Genomic DNA, 17548 nt, shown 5'->3' on the forward strand with positions numbered 1-17548 from the left:
ATGCGTGCACACTGGATGATGGCGACTGCGGCTGTGGCCTTAATGGCGACGGCGGTTCCGGCTCTGGCTCAGGAGGCGGCGAGCGTTGCGCCTGCTACGCAGACCGCGAGTGCCGGACATACGGTCGAAGGTGGTCTGCCGCTCAAGACTCTGGCCTCGATGGACCGTGTGTCCTCGCCGGTCCTGTCGCCTGATGGCAAGCGTGTCGTCTATGCGGTGTCGAGAGTCGACTATGACGCCAACAAGTCCTCGACCTCGCTGTGGGTGGCCAATGTCGATGGCTCGGGCGATGCCCGCAAACTGCCCATCTCAGAGGGCGGCGCCTCGAACCCCGAGTGGGCTCCGGATGGCCGATCAATCTATTTCACTTCCTCGCGCGGTGGCTCCAATCAGGTGTGGCGCACCGACGCGGAAGGAAACGCTGCGGCGCAAGTGACCATGCTGCCCGTCAGCGTCTCCGGCTTCCGCATCGCGCCGGATGGCCGCTCGCTGGTGCTGGGCATTTCAGTCTTTGTCGACTGCGACACTCTGGAGTGCACCAAGACGCGCGGTGACACGGCGGCCAAGGACACCCAGACGGTCTACGACCAACTGCCGCTGCGCGTGTTCGACCGCTGGTACGACAACAAGAAGTCCCACCTGTGGGTTCAGCCGCTGAACGCGTCGGGTCTGGCCGAAGGATCGGCGCGCAGCCCGACGCAAGGTATCGGCGCCGACTTCGGTGTCGGCGGGATCGAGTTCACCCGTGACGGTGCCATCCTGGTCTCGACCAAGCTGCTGGGCGACCGCAACGCCTTCACCAACAACAATGACCTGTACCGCATCCCTCTGGCAGGCGGCGCGCCGCAGAACCTGACCGCTGGCCATACCGGACCGGACAGCAATCCGGTGCTGTCGCCGGATGGTCGCCGCCTCGCATGGCTGGCCAGCCCGCGAGAGAATGTCGGTGGGGATCAGGCTGTTGTCATGCTGGGTAATGCCGATGGTTCTGATGCCCGCGCCCTGACCCGTTGGGATCGCGGTCCCGGTGATTTGACATGGCGTTCGGACGGCCGCGCTCTTTACGCGACGGCTGCTGATCATGGCCAACAGCGCCTGTTCGAGATCGATGCCCGCAGCGGCGACGTGCGCGCCCTGACCGACATCGGCACGGTCAGTGCCTATGACGAGCAAGGCGGCACAGTGGTCTATGCGCTGGAAAGCTTCACCTCGCCGACCCAGCTTTATGTGCTGAAGGGTGGCGAGGCCCGCCAGCTGACGAACCTCAATGCCGAGGCACTGGCCTCCATCCGCCCGTCGCGTCCGGACGAAATCCGTTTCGCGGGCTGGAATGGTGAAGAGGTCCACGGCTGGGTGTTCAAACCCGCCAACTATGTCGAGGGCCAGAAATATCCCGCGGTCTATCTGATCCACGGCGGGCCGAAGTCGCCATGGACCGAAAGCTGGTCTTATCGCTGGAACCCGCAGGTCTATACCGGCGCAGGCTATGCGGTGGTGATGATCAACTTCCACGGTTCGCCCGGCTACGGTCAGGCCTTCACCGATGCGATCAACTCCAACTGGGGCACCCGTCCGCTGGAAGATCTGCGCAAGGGCTGGGAAGCGGCTGTTGCCAATAACAGCTTCATCGATGCCAACCGTTCGTGCGCTCTGGGCGCTTCTTACGGCGGCTATATGATCAATATGATCGCAGGCCAGTGGAACGAGCCGTGGCAGTGCCTTGTGAACCACGCGGGCGTGTTCGACGTGCCGCAACTGATGAACGCCATGGACAGTGGCACCTTCATCCACGAGTTCGAGGGCACGACCTGGGATCGTAAGGCCGTCTATGACGCCCAAAATCCTGAAACCTATGCAGGCCAATGGAAAAAGCCGATGCTGGTCCTGCATGGCTCGAAGGACTTCCGCGTGCCGATGGAGCAGGGACTGGCGACCTTCTCGGCGCTGCAACGTCAGGGCATCCCCAGCCGCTTTGTTCACGTGCCCAACGCCAACCACTGGGTGCTGGAGCCCAAGGCGTGGGTGAACTGGCAGCAGGAAATCCTCGACTGGACGGCCCGCTACACAGCTCCTGCCCAGTGACGGTCACGTTAAACTGAGGGTTTGCGGGCGGCGTATCGGGTGTTAGGCCTTTCAGCCTGACTGTCCCAATAAGAGGGAGCGCCCATGCGCCGCCTGTCCCATCTTCTCTGCGGCCTCAGCGCCGCAGCCCTGCTGACCGCCGCTGCTCCGGCTCTGGCCGATAGTGCCGCGGCTCCGGTGGCGACCGCCACCGCCGAAGCCAGCAATGCCTTCAACTACAACGACATGATCTCGGCGAACCGTCTGGGAGACCCGCAAGTGTCGCCGGACGGGGAATGGGTGGTCTATTCGGTGACCACCACCGATGTGGCCGCCAACCGCCGCAGCTCCAAACTCTATATCCAGTCGCTGAAGGGCGAGGGCCAAGCCACGGTCCTGCCGATCAGCGAAGGCGGTGCCAACACCGCGCGCTGGGGCAAGGACGGACAGCTTTATTTTCTGTCGTCGCGCTCGGGCTCGTCGCAGGTGTGGATCTCGACTGATAAGGGCCAGACCGCAACACAAGCCACCAACCTGCCGACCGACGTAAACGCCTATCGCGTCAACGCCGCGGGCGATGCCGTGGCTGTGTCGCTGGCTGTCTATCCGGACGCCGAAAACCTCGCCGCTTCGATCGCGCGTGGTGCCGAGGAAGCCGAGCGCAAATCGACGGGCAAGGTCTATGACCGTATGTTCGTGCGCCACTGGGATACGTGGAACGACCACACTCAAAACCACCTGTTCGTCGTGGGTCTTGGCGACAATGCCCACGATGCTGTTTGGGTGACCAAAGGCTTTGACGGCGACACCCCGTCCAAGCCGTTCGGCGACGAGAGCGAGTTCACCTTCACCCCCGATGGCCGCAGCATCGTGTTCTCGGCGCGTCATGCCGGTAAGTCGGAACCGTGGAGCACCAACTTTGACCTCTATCAGGTCGCGGCCGATGCACCGGGCCAACTGACCAATCTGACCGAGGCCAATCCGGCTTGGGACACGGGTCCGGTCTTCTCGCCGGATGGCCAGACGCTGGCCTATCGCGCGATGGAGCGTGCAGGCTTTGAAGCTGACAAATATTCGATCTTCCTGCGCGATGTGGCCACCGGCCAGACCCGCCAGATCGCTGCCAACTGGGACCGTTCGGCAGACAGCCTGCAGTGGTCGAAAGACGGCAATAGCCTGTTCGTTACCGCTGGTGACGTAGGCAACACCAAGCTGTTCCAGATCGATGCCCGCAATGGTTCGGCCGTAGCGCTGACGGGCGCAGGCCACGTTGGTGCTGTCCAGCAGACCGATGACGGTTTCGTCCTGTCGATCGACACCCTGACCCGTCCGGCAGAGCTGTTCACCAAGACCTTCCGTGGTCGCGAAATGCCGCGCCAGATCACCAATGTGAACCCGCAACTGGACGCCAAAAAGTTCGGCGAGTTCGAGCAGTTCAGCTTCCCGGGCTGGAATAACGAGACCGTCCACGGCTACGTCATCAAGCCTGCCAACTATGTCGAAGGCCAGAAATATCCGGTCGCCTTCCTGATCCACGGTGGACCGCAAGGCTCGTTCGGCAACGGCTGGTCCTACCGCTGGAACCCCGAGACCTATGCGGGTGCGGGCTATGCGGTGGTGATGATCGATTTCCACGGCTCGACCGGCTACGGCCAAGAGTTCACGGACGCCATCAGCCAGCACTGGGGCGACCGTCCGCTGGAAGATCTGCAGAAGGGTTGGGCGGCAGCCCAGCAAAAATACAGCTTCCTCGACGGTGATAACGCCTGTGCGCTGGGCGCGTCCTACGGCGGTTATATGATCAACTGGATCGCCGGTAACTGGTCCGACGAGTTCAAATGCCTCGTGAACCATGACGGCGTGTTCGACATCATGGGCATGGGCTATGGCACCGAGGAGCTGTGGTTCACCGAGTGGGAATACGGCGGCACGCCGTGGGAAAATCCGGAAGGATACCAGCGCTTCAATCCGGTCAACCACGTCCAGAACTGGAAGACCCCGATGCTGGTCATTCAGGGCGACAAGGATTTCCGCATCCCGACCTCGCAAGCCCTGTCGACCTTCACCGCCCTGCAGCGTCGCGGCATCGAGAGCCGCTTCGTCATGTTCCCGGACGAGAACCACTGGGTTCTGAAACCGGCGAACTCGATGCAGTGGCACAACGAAGTGTTTGGCTGGCTGGACCAGCATCTGAACAAGTAAGGCCTCGGGCCTTTGATAATCAGGGCGCGGTTCTTTCGGGAGCCGCGCCCTATTTCATTGAGGCTTGCATCCCCGCGCGACGTCGTTCCTAAAGAGCGGATGGCGAGGGATGGAATGACGCGGCGCGGACTGTGCGCTTCGATAGGCGTGGCGGCTGCGGGACTGGCGTTACCTGCGTGGGCGCAGGCGCGCATGGCCTATGGTCCCGATCCGTGCCAGACCTTGAAGCTGTATCCTGCCCGCGGCGAGGGCCCGCACCCGGTGGTCATCATGGTGGGAGATGCCGCCCGACCGCCCTCGGCGGCTATGGAACGCAACGCCAGCCAGTTGGCACGGCGGGGCATGTCGGTAGCGTTCATAGACCGTCGCCCGTCGCCATACGGACTTCAGGCCCACACATCCGATATCGTCCGCGCCCTGTTCCACCTGCTGACGCAGGCGGAGGCGCTGTCTCTGGACGGACGGTTTGCCCTGTGGGGCGAACAGGGTGGGGCCTCCGCCGTGCTGCTGGTGGCGCGGGACGGGCGCTATCTGACGGCAGGTCGGATTGACCCTTATCAGCACTGGGGCACGGTGGTGCTGGGCCTGCCTGAAGAGACTGACCCGACCTTCACCCGTGCTTCGGCTTACGGCATTGGCCGCACCCGTGCGCTGTACGAAGGCCGCGCCGATCATACGGCGCAGGGCACGGCTTTCCTCAGCGGCCTGTTCTAGGCTTTCAGTCTCTCGAACAGGGCGCGGATGACCTCGACATAGATGTTGGTCAGGTCGCGCAGTTCCTGTTCCGGCACGCGCTCGTCGATCTGGTGCATGGTCTGGCCGACAAGGCCCAGTTCCAGCACCGGACACATATAGCGGATGAAACGGGCATCGGAGGTGCCGCCGCTGGTCGAGGCCTCGGGGCGACGACCGATGGCCTTCTCGACTGCGTCCTGCACCCCGCCAATGAAGGCTTCGTTCTGGGTCAGAAAGGCTTCGCCCGAGATCATGTGCTCGACGTCGATCCTAAAACCGGTCTCAGCCTGAAGGGCTCCGGCCTCTTTGGTCATCCACTCGGCCAGTGCTGTCCCGGCGTGGGTGGGATTGAAGCGGATATTGGTGCGGGCGCGGGCGACGGCGGGGATGATGTTGGTCGCCGTATTGCCGATGTCGATGGTGGTGATTTCGAGGTTTGACGGCGGGAATTCGGGATAACCCTCGTCCAGCACGCGGGCGTTCAGGCGTGTCATCAGCTCGGCAATGACCGGGGCCGGATTTGCGGCGCGTTCCGGATAGGCAACATGGCCCTGTTTGCCGTGGACGGTGAACCAGCTGTTGATCGAGCCGCGACGGCCGACCTTGATCATATCGCCCAGTAGCGCCGAAGAGGACGGCTCGCCAACGATACAGGCGTCGATGACCTCGCCCTCGCCCATCAGGGTCTCGACCACGCGCTTGGTACCGTGAAGGGCAGGGCCTTCTTCATCGCCGGTGATCAACAGCGACAACGAACCTTCGACCTCGCCTTCGGACAGGATGCGTGACAGGGCCGCAACCCACGCCCCGATGCCGCCCTTCATATCGACCGCACCGCGACCGTAGAGGATGCCGTCCTTGGTTTCGCCCTCGAACGGGCCGGTAGTCCACTGCTCGGCGACCCCTGTGGGCACCACATCGGTGTGGCCAGCGAAGCAGATATTGGGCGAGGCCGTGCCGCGGCGGGCATAGAGGTTGATGATGGGCGCATCCACGCCCTCACCCGTCGGGCCGGAAAACTCCATCCGGCGACAGGTGAAGCCCAGATCGATCAGGGCTTTTTCCAGCACTTCCATCGCGCCTTCATTGGCTGGCGTCACCGACGGGCGGCGGATCAGGGCGCGCGTCAGTTCGACAGGATCGAGAACGGAATTTGATGTGCTGTTCATGGGTCAATGCTTTAGGCAGGTAAGCCCGAGACGAGAAGGGCGATCTTGCGCCCGATCTGCACAACTGCCGAGATTTTTGATCCGTGACGACCGAAAACCCCCGCACTGCGGATGATACGCCTTCCGACAGTCCGTCCAGCCCTTGGAAGATAGCGGATTTCCGCCTGTTGTGGGTCGGTCGTGTGCTGGCCGTCCTGGCCATCCAGATCCAGTCCTCGGCCTTACTGTGGCAGGTATACGAAATCGCCCGTCGCGATCACCCGATTGAGCAGGCCAGCCTTTATCTGGGTCTGGTGGGCCTGTGTCAGTTCCTGCCGCTTCTGGCCTTCACCTTGCCGGCAGGGGCTATGGCCGACAAACGCGACCGCAAACATACGGTGACCCTGTCGATTGTGGTCGAAATGGCCTGCGCGGGGATTTTCCTCGCCATGGCGCTGCATGGTTCTCCGCCCCTGTGGGGGCTGCTTGCCGTGGCGGCTGTGTTCGGGGCCGCGCGGGCGTTTCTGGCACCGGCCTCGCAGGCCTTCCTGCCCATGGTTGTGGGGCGGAAAGCCCTGCCTGCCGCTATCGCCGCTCAGGCTATCGCCTTCCAGACGGGGGCCATTGCCGGTCCTGCGCTGGGCGGGTTGATCGTCGCGGTGACGGTACCGCTGGCCTATGCGTCGTCGGCGGCGCTGTTCCTTCTGGCAATCGGTTGCTTCGTGATGATCAAGACCTCGGGCAAGCCGCAAGTGGTGTCCACGGACTCGCCGGTCGCTCTGGTCAAGGAAGGTCTGTCCTATGTCTGGAAGACCAAGATCGTGCTGGGCGCGATTTCACTGGACCTGATCGTGGTGCTGTTTGCGGGCGTGGCTTTGCTGACGCCGATCTTTGCCCGTGACATCCTGCATGTCGGGCCGATGGGTTTCGGTTTCTTGCGGGCGGCTTTTGGTGTCGGCGCGCTGGTGATGGCGCTGTGGCTCAGCCGCTTTCCGATCCAGCGCAATGGCGGACTGTGGATGTTCGCGGCCGTGGCCGTGTTCGGAGTTTGCACCATTATCTTTGGCCTGTCGAAGATCGTGTGGATTTCGGCGCTGGTGTTGTTCGTCGGCGGTGCCGCAGACATGATCAGCGTCAACGTTCGACAGACCTTGATCCAGCTGGCCACGCCCGATCACATGCGCGGGCGGGTGTCGTCGGTGTCCATGCTGTTCATTGGCGCATCCAACGAACTGGGCGAGGCCTATTCGGGTGTGATGGTCCGTTTGCTGGGGCCGATTGGCGCGGCGGTGTTCGGTGGCTTTGGCGCTCTGGCTGCCACGGGCATCTGGGCCAAGGTTTTCCCGTCCCTCAGAAAAGCCGATAGGCTTTCCTGACAATCAAAAGGCCCGCTGATTCAGCGGGCCTTTTTTCTATCCTATCGCGAGCGCCAAGGGCGCTCGCGACTTGAGGGGATTTCCGCCCTACCGCTCGCCTTGCGAAGGCTCGCGACTTGAGGGCGTTTACTTCCATTCCTTGAAGTGTTTCGACAGCTTCAGGCCCTGCTTCTGATAGTGGCTGCCACCTTCGCCATAGAGGCGGGTCGGGCGCTCGGTCAGGGGTTCATAAACAAGGCGCGCAACGGTCTGTTCGTGTTCCAGAAGGAAGGGGGTGTCGTGGGTGCGAACCTCCAGCACGCCCTTGGAGCCTGCGCCGTGCGCCTCGTCGGTGCCAAAGCCCGGATCGAAGAAGCCTGCATAGTGGACGCGGAACTCGCCGACAGACGGGTCAATCGGGGTCATCTCGGCGGCTTGGTCGACAGGGATTTCAACGTCGTCGCTGGAGGCCAGGATATAAAACTCGCCCGGATCGAGCAGCAGGTCGCCGTCGCGCAGGGTCAGCGGTTCCCAGAAGTCGCGCGGGTCGTGACCGTCGACGTTCTCCAGATCGACCACACCGGCATGGCGGCGGCCACGGAAACCGACAATGCCGTTGTCGTTCGGCAGCAGGTCCACGCCAACGCTGCGAGTCTCCAGACGCGGCGGTTCGCCCGCCTTGAGGCGCAGCTGGTTCAGGCGCGTGCCCGGACGCACGAGGATGGAGAAGGTCTGGGGCGCGATCTCGAGATACAGCGGGCCTTCATAGCCTTCATCGACATCGTCGAAGCTCTGACCCTGATCGGTCAGCAGGCGCACGAACACATCGACGCGGCCAGTCGAGGATTTCGGGTTGGCGCGGGCGTTTAGGCCCTTGGGCAGGGACAGATGTTCTTGCAGGCGGGCGATATAGACGCAGCCCTTTTCAAGAACATAGCCGCCCGACAGATCCACCGTGTGCATGGCCACATCGCGGATGCGGTCCTCGACCTTGCGCTTTCCGGGCAGGAAGCTGGCGCGGACACGCCACGCCACGTCCGACAGGCGTAGGTCGAGGCTGGCCGGTTGGACCTGATCAGAATCAAATGGGGTCTGGCTGGTGATGGCACCCGTCGCAATCAGGGTCTCGATGCCCTGAAACGGGATGATGCCGGCTTGGTCGGGAAGAGTGAACTTGGTCATGCCGTCCTGTTCTCACACGGATTTTTCCGCCTGTCTCGCCCAGAAAACATCAGTTTGGGCGAGAGTCTGCTTGAACCCCGGTCACGGCGGGACGCATATAGCGCATGGTTCATGGTTCTGCCTATAGCGCCGAGACAGAAGGTATGGTCGTTCGCGTCCAGCCCTCGTTTCTGGCTGCCCAATCCGACCCCGAGGCAGGCCACTGGGTTTGGGCCTATCAAATAGAGATCGTCAATCTGACCGGATCGCCCGTACAGGTCGTGGCGCGTCGCTGGACCATCACCGATGCCGTCGGTCGCGTCGAGGAAGTGCGAGGCTCCGGGGTTGTGGGCGAACAGCCGGTTATCGAGCCGGGCGATAGTTTCGCCTATGCCTCGGGTTGTCCGCTAGCGACGCCGTCGGGATCCATGGTCGGGGCCTATTTCTGCAAGGACCTCGAGGGGCGGATGTTTGAAATCGCTATACCGCACTTCAGTCTGGACATTCCCGATACCCGCCGCACCCTGAACTGAACGGCATAAAAAAAGAGCGCAACGATTGCTCGTTGCGCCCCTCAAGATTTCCGGTGAACGGAAAATTAGATGTAGCGACGAAGGCTGCGAGCCAGCTCCGAAGCGCCGTCCTTGGTGCTCTTCTTGACCTGCGGCTGGTAGGCGACGCGAGCGTGCTCGCCGCAATAGACGCCTTCCGAAGCGCGACGGCCGCAGAACGAGAACTCGCGCGACGACGGATCGCCAATCGGCCATTTGCACATGTGTGCGCCGAGGGTCAGGACGGTCGCCGTGCCCGGCAGTTCCGGCATGGGAGCCGGAGCGGACGGTTGGGCTACCTGCGTCGGCACAGCCGCCGGGCGCGGAGCAACAGCCTCGATGCGGCGCGGCGCCGACGGGGCCTGGGTCGGTTGAGCCGGAGCAGCGGCGGGAGCCGATGCAGCCGGAGTGGCGGCTGCAGCAGCGGCTGCCTTGGCCGTGCTCGGGCGAGCCGTGCGGAAAGTCGTGCGTGCCGGTTGCGACGGGGCCGCGCGGCCCGACAGGCCGAGGCGGTGCACCTTGCCGATGACGGCGTTGCGGGTCACACCGCCACCCAGTGCCTTGGCAATCTGGGAGGCCGATTGACCTTCAAGCCACAGCTTCTTCAGAGCGCCTACGCGATCTTCTGTCCAGCCTGCGTTCATGCCACCCTCCAAGGGAAGTCGGATTCAATATCTTGTGTCAGGGCGCCGGAAATGACGTCCTTCAGTGGCGCCGATCGTAAATTATTACTTGGGACACGCAATATGTGGAGAATCACCTGTCCACAGAAACCAGATGTAGTATGGTTAATGTCCCGTTTTGACTCACTTTATTTCGCTGTCATCTAACGCTGGATGCCTTGCGAAACGGCGTGGGTATGCGCATTTGGGCGATTATGAGCTCGCAAAACCTGTCTGAACCGACCCCATCGACCCTGCATTCACCGCGCCGCCATGACGGCGTGAACTGGGTTGGCCTGCGCACACTCTATCTGCGCGAGGTGCGACGGTTCTGGAAGGTGGGGGCCCAGACGGTTGCAGCACCCGTTGTAACGACCTTGCTGTACATGATGGTGTTTGTGGTCGCGCTTCAGGGGGCACGTCCGCCGCTACACGGCACGCCCTTTGCCGAGTTCGTCGCACCCGGCCTGATCATGATGGCCATTTTGCAGAACGCGTTTGCCAATGCCTCGTCCAGCCTCATCCAGGCCAAGATCATGGGCACGGCGACCGACTTCCTGACCCCGCCGCTCAGCCCGCTGGAACTGACCATCGGTTTCAGCCTCGGTGCCGCCACGCGCGGGATCGTTGTGGGTCTGGTGACGGCCATTTGTGTGCTGCCGTTCGCCAAGCTAGCTGTCAGCAACATCCTGCTGATCGTCTGGTTTGGCCTGATGTCTTCGCTGCTGATGGGTATGGTCGGCGTTCTGGCTGGTCTGTGGTCGGAGAAGTTCGACCACCTCTCTGCGGTTCAGAACTTTGTGGTCATGCCGATGACCTTCCTGTCGGGCACGTTTTATCTGGTCGACAACCTTCCGGCTCCGTTCGACACCATCAGCCACTTCAACCCTTTCTTCTACCTGATCGACGGATTCCGCGCGGGCTTCATCGGTAACGCTGAAAGCAACCTGCTGGTCGGCACTGCCATCAGCGGCATCCTGACGGTCGTGCTGGGCGTCATCTGCTGGATGGTGTTCAAGTCGGGCTGGCGCCTCAAGAGTTAAGCTTCGCCGTGCGGGCGGTGACCTGACCATATTTTCACTGGTCAGGTCACGCCCCTCGGGCTAGCCCTCTGTCACAAGCGCCCTGTTCGTGCGGGGCTGACAGGGGAGATATTTTTATGGCTATTCGCCAACTTCTGGCATCGAGCGCGGCCTTGGCCCTCGGTGCCGTCATGGCCTCGGCTGCCATGGCGCAGTCCACGGAACAAGCACCGCTGAGCCCTCGCGGCCAATCGATCCACGATGCAGCGGCTGCTCTGGTCAAATCGAACAATACCGAGCGTCTCGATGTCCTGAAGGCCCAACTGGAAGCCGCAGGTGTGCCTTACACCCTGCATGCTTTCGAGGGCGGCAACCGCCAAACCGGTCCGATGTCGGGCAATAATATCGTCATCACCCTGGGCGAGGGCGAGAAAGACATCGTCCTTCTGGCCCACTACGATGCTGCGGTACTGCGCGACGGTGCCTTCTCGCACGGCGTAGTGGACAATGCAGGTGGCACGCTCGCGGTGATCGCTGCGGCAAAGGCTCTTCCTGTCTCCACCATGAAGCACCGCGTGGTCGTGGTTCTGACGGATCAGGAAGAACTGGGCCTGATCGGTGCGCGTAAATGGCTGGAGCAGGCTGACAAATCGCGCATCGCCGCTGCGGTGAACGTCGATGTGGCTGCTTACGGCACGACCGTGATGTTCGGCCTGAACAATGGTCCGGCATCGGCCGGTCTGGTGCGTACCCTGCGCACCCATTGCGCGGACACCAACACCGATTGCGTGGCCTTCCCGGTTTACCCGCCGAGCGAAGACCGCGTGTTTACGGCGGCAGGCTTGCCTGTCCTGTCGCTGGGCATCCAGAATCCGATCGGTGCTCGCCAGATGTGGCTGGCCTTCAACGGCGGACAAGACAACGGCCTGCGCGAAGGCTTTGTGCCGGACGTGTTCCAGAACATTCACACGCACGAAGACAAGATGGACAAGCTTAAGGCGGACGACGTCGCAGCGTTCGCAGACTTCGTGACCCAACTGGTGGTCAAGATCGATAACGGCCAACACTAGAGGGCTACGTAGCCTCGTCGCCGCTTTAAAAGCCCGGAAACGTCCGGGAAGCGGTGTTGACTAAGGTCATCCTTCGTCAGACAAGGATTGAACCCTTTTAAAGCGGTCCCGTCGTAGCCCGGCGGGGCCGTCTCTCATTTCAGGAGCTTGCCGTGTCCGGTCATCTGATGGGCGTTTATAATCGTGCACCGCTGGAAGTGGAGCGCGGCCAGGGCGTCCGACTGTGGTCCACCGACGGGACCGAGTATCTGGACTGCGTCTCGGGCATTTCGACCAATGCTCTGGGCCATGCGGCTCCGGTGCTGGTTGAAGCCCTGAAGGCGCAGGCTGACAAGCTGTGGCACGTCTCGAACATCTATCGCATCCCGGGTCAGGACGAGCTGGCCGACATGCTGTGCGACAAGTCGTTCGCCGAGGTGGTCTTCTTCGCCAACTCGGGCACCGAGGCGGTGGAATGCGCGATCAAGACCGCGCGCAAATACCACCACGCAAAGGGCAATGTTGAGCGCATCGACATCTATGGCTTCGACGGCTCGTTCCATGGCCGGACCTATGGCGGCATCAATGCTGCGGCAAACCCGAACTACACCGAGGGCTTTGGCCCGCCGATGCAGGGCTTCTACCAGCTGAAGTGGGGCGACAAGGACGCTCTGACTCAGGCGTTTGAATCCCCGACCACGGCCGCCATCATCCTCGAGCCGGTTCAGGGCGAGGGCGGCTGCCGCGCGACGCCGGAAGAGGACCTGCGCTGGATGCGCGAGACGGCCGACAAGCACGGCGTCCTGATCATCTTCGATGAAGTCCAGTGCGGCATGGGCCGTACCGGCAAGCTGTGGGCGCACGAATGGGCTGGCATGACGCCGGACATCATGGCTGTGGCCAAGGCTCTGGGTGGCGGCTTCCCGATTGGTGCCTGCCTTGCGACGGCTGAAGCGGCTTCGGGTATGACCGCTGGCGCTCACGGCTCGACCTTCGGTGGCAACCCGCTGGCCATGGCGGTCGGCAAGGCTGCGTTCTCGACCATTGCCTCGGACGAAATCCTGAACAACGTCAACGAGATAGCCGGCTATCTGAAGCAGCAGTTCGCCGGTCTTCAGGAACGCTTTCCGGACGTGATCGCCGAGGTTCGCGGCAAAGGCCTGCTGATGGGTCTGAAGCTGATCCCGAACAACCGCGACTTCATGGGTTGGGCCCGCGACGAAGCCCACATGCTCGTCGCCGGTGGCGGTGACAATCTGGTACGCATCCTGCCCCCGCTGAACATCACGCTGGAAGAAGCCCGCGAAGCTGTCGAGCGTCTGGAAAAAACCTGCGAGTTCGCTCGCGCTCAAGCATCCGCCTAAGGGCGGCGACCGTAGTCTGATTTACGGAGACCGAAATGGTCCGTCACTTCCTCGATATCTACCGTCTCGACGCCGCCGATCTGCGCGGCATTCTGGATGACGCCCACGCCCGCAAGCAGGCCCGCAAGGGCTGGCCCAAGGGCAAGGTTGACGCCGATGCTCCGGCCAAAGACCGCGTTCTGGCGATGATCTTCGAGAAGAACTCGACGCGTACGCGTTTCAGCTTTGATGCCGCCATCCGCCAACTGGGCGGTCAGGGCATCATCGCCAACGCGTCGGACATGCAACTGGGCCGCGGCGAGCCGATCGAGGACACCGCCAAGGTTCTGTCGCGCATGGTCGATGCCGTGATGATCCGCGCCAACGACCACGAAGACGTCGAGCGTTTCGCCCGCGTCTCCGAGGTTCCGGTCATCAACGCCCTGACGGACCGTTCGCACCCGTGCCAGATTCTGGCCGATCTGCTGACCATCGAAGAGCACCTCGGCAATGTCGAGGGCAAGACGATTGCGTGGGTGGGTGACGGCAACAACGTCTGCCACAGCTTCATGCACGCTGCGCCCAAGTTCGGCTTCAAGCTGCGCGTGGCCTGCCCTGCGGAATACCACCCCGACCTGCGCGATCTGGAGAAAGGCGGCGAGTACGTCTACCTGACCTCCGATCCCAAGGATGCGGTTCAGGGTGCCGACGTCGTTGTGACCGACACTTGGGTGTCGATGGGCGACAAGGACTATGAAGCGCGTCTGGCCGCCTTCGAGCCCTACACGGTCGATCAGTCGCTGATGGATCAGGCCAATGACGGTGCTGTCTTCCTTCACTGCCTGCCGGCCCACCGCGGCGAGGAAGTGACCGACGAGGTCATCGACGGTCCGCAATCGCTGATCTTTGACGAAGCCGAAAACCGCATCCATGCCCAGAAGTCCGTTCTGGCCTGGTGCTTCGCCGGCTAGGCAGCCACAAAGACTTAAGCGAAAAGGCCGGAGGGGAAACCTTTCGGCCTTTTTCTTTGCCTCAGTAGGACTGGGGGTTAGGGCCCATGCCGTAGAGCCCGGCCAGATGGATCAGCAGCAGCATTGTCAGGGCCGCGCACACCAGCATCAGGAAGCGCCAAGGCATCATGCGCGGCTTGCTGCGCGTAAGATCCAGCGGCTTTGCGCCACGCCACGCGCAGATTGCGCCGAATACAACGGCAATAAACAACAGGATCAAAGTTAGCTGCAGGCTCATGTGCCTGAGTTGGCTGATCGAAAATCTTTAAGCAAGCCCCCAGTTGTGGGGCTGGCAAATCAGCAACCTTCTGTTAACCAAGTCCATACTGTCCCGCTCGGATTGTCCGCGCTGGATTTGGTAAGCGTCCAGATATTGTGGTTATGGAAGTGTTTGCATACAACATGTGGACAACGACCGTCGCCGTCACGACGCAGGAGACGAATCAGTGAGCGCAACGGCGCCTTGGAGCGTGAAGGGGATCGACCCCAAAGCCCGCGAGATCGCAAAGGATCTCGCGCGTCGCTCCGGCATGACCCTCGGCGAATGGCTTAACTCCATGATTATGGACGAGCCGGAAGACGACGGTGTCACGCCCCTTCCGCGCCGATCCGCCATTCCTGATCCGTACGACCGCCGTGCCCGCCGCCGCCGTCTCGACGATGCCTACGAAGGTCAGAACGGCAATGAGGGCATCAATGCCCTGATCCTCGTATTGGGCGAGCGCCTCGAAGAGGCCGAGCGACGTTCAGCTTCGGCGATTCAAGGCATCGACCAGGCCGTTGCCGGTCTGATGCGCCGCATGGACACCAGCCGCGAACAGGACAGCCAGCGCGAGCGTCGGCTGGACGATGTCACGCGCGAACTGCGTGACGGCCACCAAAGGCTCAAGCAGTTGGAAGCGCGCGAGGCCGGTGCCGGTGCGGATGACCTGAAGGCGCGTCTGGATCGTGCACAGGACGCAACGCATATGGCCCTTCAGGGGCTGGAGCGTTCCTTTGCCGCTCTCGACAAGCGACTGGGCTCGCTGGAAGCTCGCCCCTCGCACGATGACGGGCAATTGGCTCAACTGGCAGAGACACTGGGTCGCCAGATCGAGGCCAACCGTCAGGACATGCTCTCGCGTCTGGAAAAGGTGGGGGACACCAGCCGCCTTGCCCGCGCCGAGCAGACCCTTGGCAAGCTGGTTCGCCAGACCGCTGCAGCAGAACTCAAGTCCGCCCGCGCCGTGGAGGCGATGGGCCACGAGATCATGCGCATCGCCCAGAATATGAACGGGCGCATGCAGACGCTGGAGCAAGCCAGCGCCAGCGAAAACTCGACCACGCTCGACATGCGTCTGGCCGAGCTGGGCCGCGTTCTGGACGAGAAGCTGGACCGCGAAATCGCCCGCCACAGCCAGTCGGTCGAAAACCGCCTTTCGCGTCAGGAAGACCAGAACGCATTGGCGCTGGAGCGTCTGGGCGGCGAGATCACGCGCATTTCGGACCGCCTGTCGGAGCGTATTTCCCAGACCGAGCGCCGCTCGACGCAGGCCATCGACGATATCGGCCGCCGTCTGGCTGAAAGCAGCGAGAAGCTGGAGCGCCGCTCGGAAGATGTCTCCGACGAAATGGCCGAGCGTCTGCGCCAAAGTGAAGAGCGCACGCGCCGCCTGCTGGAAGAAGCCCGGGAGGTTCGCGCCCGCCGCGAAGCCGCCGCCCACCATGCTGCGCCGCGCCTGACCTCGGCTGCACCTCCGGCGGCGATGGCCTTTGACGACGTGCCTGACTTCATTGCCGACGACCAGCCGGCTGTGTCGCTGTTCGGGGCTGCGCCGACCGACGAGTGGTTGCCGCAACAGGCAGAGCCTGATGACTGGCGTGCCTCGGCACTGGCCACAAACCCCATTGATGCACCATTGCCGGAAGCACAGGCGACCGACGGCTGGGCCGACACAGTCGCCGCCGAGATGGCGGTAGAGCCATTCCCGACGCACGATGACCTGCGTCCGTTCGGAAGTCTCGAAGACGAACTGGATACGGATGCATCCCCCGTTGCGGAGGCCGACGATCTCCAGGCCGACGCCGAGGCCGACGATTTCCCGTCGATCTTCGCTTCGTCCGAACATGAGTTGGCTGCCGACCAGAGCGATGCCGATACTTCGCAGGCCGTAACCGACGCTATCGACGAGCAGGTGTTTGCTGAGCCCGCACAAATACCGGCCCATGAGCGCGAAGCCGCTGAAAGCTTCCTCGGTGCGCTGGCTGCCGAAATGGAAGCCAGTCAGGAAGCCGCCGAGCCGAGCACGCGCGACGTCATAGATCAGGCCCGTGCGGCGATCGTTGATGACGTGCCCGACGTGGCACCGCGCAAAACCTTTGGCCTCGGCAAGCTGCGAAAAAAGGGCGGGACTTCCGCGCTCCAGCAAAAGCTGGACCGCAAGGCCGCACGTGACGGATCGACCGTGGGGCAGGCGCTGAAGGTATCGGCGCTGGCCATGCTGGTCGTGGGTGGCGGCGGCTATGGCACGCTTAAACTGCTCAAGGATCAGGATATCGATTTCGGTCAGGCGGCCAGCGCTCCGACAGCAGCACCGATGGCTGCATTGGCACTGGATGCCACGCCCACCGATGCCGTGCCGTCCAAGGAAGTGGCCGAGACGGAAGGGGCAGCGATCTTCAAGCGCGCCGAACTTTTGTTGGACAATGGTGACATGTCCGGACTGGAGCCAATGAAGCGCGCCGCTGAACTGGGCTATGTACCCGCGCAGATGCGATTGGCGGCGATCTACACCGACGGCGCAGCAGGCATTGAAGCCGATGTTGTGGAAGCCCGCGCATGGGTACGCCGCGCGGCCGAGGCGGGCGAGCCCAAGGCGATGCAGCACTATGCGACCTTGCTGTACGACGGCACGGGCGGGGAGCGCGACGAAATGTCGGCCGTTTACTGGATGCGCAAATCTGCCGAGGCAGGCCGCGTGGACAGCCAGTACAACGTCGCCCACCTCTACGAAAAAGGCGTCAAAGGCGGGCCGGCTAATAAGATCGAGGCCATGACCTGGTATATGATCGCGGCTCGGCGCGGCGACCAACAGGCCTTGGCGGCTATCCAACGCCTGACCCCCGAACTCAAGCCGGAACAGCGCGCCGCCGCGCGCAACGCCGCCGATAACTTTACCGTCCCGCCGGTTTCCTGACCTTTGTCGGGAACGGTAGGGGTGGTCTGACGGGTCAGCGTTGGCTAAAGCCTTAGAGTAGACGCCGAACGGG

General features: G+C 62.6%; 14 protein-coding genes. 10 read left to right on the top strand and 4 right to left on the bottom strand.

Annotated elements, in window-relative coordinates:
• The 3 genes from LOX95_RS02625 to LOX95_RS02635 all read left to right on the top strand — a co-directional run bounded on the left by LOX95_RS02625 (nt 1) and on the right by LOX95_RS02635 (nt 4977).
• Nucleotides 1-2082: a dipeptidyl-peptidase 5 gene (locus LOX95_RS02625; RefSeq protein WP_242912827.1), complete on the top strand. Its 2082-nt coding sequence runs from the start codon at nt 1-3 to the stop codon at nt 2080-2082.
• A gap of 84 nt (nt 2083-2166) precedes the next feature.
• Nucleotides 2167-4263: an alpha/beta hydrolase family protein gene (locus LOX95_RS02630; protein ID WP_242912829.1), complete on the top strand. Its 2097-nt coding sequence runs from the start codon at nt 2167-2169 to the stop codon at nt 4261-4263.
• A 114-nt stretch (nt 4264-4377) separates the two neighbouring features.
• On the top strand, nt 4378-4977 hold the full coding sequence (locus LOX95_RS02635) for a hypothetical protein (protein WP_242912830.1): 600 nt from the start codon (nt 4378-4380) through the stop codon (nt 4975-4977).
• Here LOX95_RS02635 and dapE read toward each other — a convergent pair.
• Nucleotides 4974-6167 (bottom strand): succinyl-diaminopimelate desuccinylase, encoded by a 1194-nt coding sequence (dapE, locus tag LOX95_RS02640; RefSeq protein WP_242912832.1) that lies wholly within the window; start codon nt 6165-6167, stop codon nt 4974-4976. The two genes, LOX95_RS02635 and dapE, sit on opposite strands and share 4 nt — an antisense overlap.
• Before the next feature lie 83 nt (nt 6168-6250).
• On the opposite strand from dapE, the gene LOX95_RS02645 reads away from it, so the two are divergent.
• On the top strand, nt 6251-7522 hold the full coding sequence (locus tag LOX95_RS02645; protein ID WP_242912833.1) for an MFS transporter: 1272 nt from the start codon (nt 6251-6253) through the stop codon (nt 7520-7522).
• A gap of 126 nt (nt 7523-7648) precedes the next feature.
• On the opposite strand, the gene LOX95_RS02650 is transcribed toward LOX95_RS02645, so the two are convergent.
• Nucleotides 7649-8683, bottom strand: coding sequence for a 2'-deoxycytidine 5'-triphosphate deaminase (locus LOX95_RS02650; protein ID WP_242912834.1), 1035 nt, complete (start codon nt 8681-8683; stop codon nt 7649-7651).
• A 104-nt stretch (nt 8684-8787) separates the two neighbouring features.
• Between LOX95_RS02650 and apaG the strand changes: the two genes are divergently transcribed.
• Complete coding sequence (gene apaG, locus LOX95_RS02655; protein ID WP_242912836.1) at nt 8788-9195, top strand: Co2+/Mg2+ efflux protein ApaG; 408 nt, start codon at nt 8788-8790, stop codon at nt 9193-9195.
• Between the two features lie 65 nt (nt 9196-9260).
• On the opposite strand, the gene LOX95_RS02660 is transcribed toward apaG, so the two are convergent.
• The gene (locus tag LOX95_RS02660) at nt 9261-9857 is read right to left on the bottom strand and encodes a GcrA family cell cycle regulator (protein ID WP_242912838.1); all 597 of its coding nucleotides are present in this window, start codon (nt 9855-9857) and stop codon (nt 9261-9263) included.
• A gap of 233 nt (nt 9858-10090) precedes the next feature.
• Here LOX95_RS02660 and LOX95_RS02665 point away from each other — a divergent pair, with 233 nt between their 5' ends.
• The 4 genes from LOX95_RS02665 to argF all read left to right on the top strand — a co-directional run bounded on the left by LOX95_RS02665 (nt 10091) and on the right by argF (nt 14260).
• Nucleotides 10091-10918, top strand: coding sequence for an ABC transporter permease (locus tag LOX95_RS02665; protein ID WP_242912840.1), 828 nt, complete (start codon nt 10091-10093; stop codon nt 10916-10918).
• Nucleotides 10919-11034: 116 nt separating this feature from the next.
• Nucleotides 11035-11967, top strand: a complete 933-nt coding sequence (locus LOX95_RS02670; RefSeq protein ID WP_242912841.1) for a M28 family peptidase — start codon at nt 11035-11037, stop codon at nt 11965-11967.
• Between the two features lie 167 nt (nt 11968-12134).
• Nucleotides 12135-13310, top strand: a complete 1176-nt coding sequence (locus tag LOX95_RS02675) for an aspartate aminotransferase family protein (RefSeq protein ID WP_242913097.1) — start codon at nt 12135-12137, stop codon at nt 13308-13310.
• 35 nt (nt 13311-13345) lie between these two features.
• Nucleotides 13346-14260, top strand: a complete 915-nt coding sequence (argF, locus tag LOX95_RS02680; RefSeq protein WP_242912843.1) for an ornithine carbamoyltransferase — start codon at nt 13346-13348, stop codon at nt 14258-14260.
• A gap of 61 nt (nt 14261-14321) precedes the next feature.
• On the opposite strand, the gene LOX95_RS02685 is transcribed toward argF, so the two are convergent.
• A complete protein-coding gene (locus LOX95_RS02685; RefSeq protein WP_242912844.1) occupies nt 14322-14537 on the bottom strand; it encodes a hypothetical protein in 216 nt (71 codons plus the stop codon).
• A 208-nt stretch (nt 14538-14745) separates the two neighbouring features.
• Between LOX95_RS02685 and LOX95_RS14260 the strand changes: the two genes are divergently transcribed.
• A complete protein-coding gene (locus LOX95_RS14260; RefSeq protein WP_242912846.1) occupies nt 14746-17475 on the top strand; it encodes an SEL1-like repeat protein in 2730 nt (909 codons plus the stop codon).
• Nucleotides 17476-17548 lie beyond the last annotated feature (73 nt).

This window comes from Brevundimonas pishanensis (genome assembly GCF_022750635.1).
Lineage (GTDB): Bacteria > Pseudomonadota > Alphaproteobacteria > Caulobacterales > Caulobacteraceae > Brevundimonas > Brevundimonas pishanensis.

Bases quoted from the DNA above. Each gene is read 5' to 3' on its own strand.
- LOX95_RS02625 (WP_242912827.1), top strand. From the start codon at position 1: ATGCGTGCACACTGGATGATGGCGACTGCGGCTGTGGCCTTAATGGCG.
- LOX95_RS02630 (WP_242912829.1), top strand. From the start codon at position 2,167: ATGCGCCGCCTGTCCCATCTTCTCTGCGGCCTCAGCGCCGCAGCCCTG.
- LOX95_RS02635 (WP_242912830.1), top strand. From the start codon at position 4,378: ATGACGCGGCGCGGACTGTGCGCTTCGATAGGCGTGGCGGCTGCGGGA.
- dapE (WP_242912832.1), bottom strand. From the start codon at position 6,167: ATGAACAGCACATCAAATTCCGTTCTCGATCCTGTCGAACTGACGCGC.
- LOX95_RS02650 (WP_242912834.1), bottom strand. From the start codon at position 8,683: ATGACCAAGTTCACTCTTCCCGACCAAGCCGGCATCATCCCGTTTCAG.
- apaG (WP_242912836.1), top strand. From the start codon at position 8,788: ATGGTTCATGGTTCTGCCTATAGCGCCGAGACAGAAGGTATGGTCGTT.
- LOX95_RS02660 (WP_242912838.1), bottom strand. From the start codon at position 9,857: ATGAACGCAGGCTGGACAGAAGATCGCGTAGGCGCTCTGAAGAAGCTG.
- LOX95_RS02665 (WP_242912840.1), top strand. From the start codon at position 10,091: ATGAGCTCGCAAAACCTGTCTGAACCGACCCCATCGACCCTGCATTCA.
- LOX95_RS02670 (WP_242912841.1), top strand. From the start codon at position 11,035: ATGGCTATTCGCCAACTTCTGGCATCGAGCGCGGCCTTGGCCCTCGGT.
- LOX95_RS02675 (WP_242913097.1), top strand. From the start codon at position 12,135: ATGGGCGTTTATAATCGTGCACCGCTGGAAGTGGAGCGCGGCCAGGGC.
- argF (WP_242912843.1), top strand. From the start codon at position 13,346: ATGGTCCGTCACTTCCTCGATATCTACCGTCTCGACGCCGCCGATCTG.
- LOX95_RS02685 (WP_242912844.1), bottom strand. From the start codon at position 14,537: ATGAGCCTGCAGCTAACTTTGATCCTGTTGTTTATTGCCGTTGTATTC.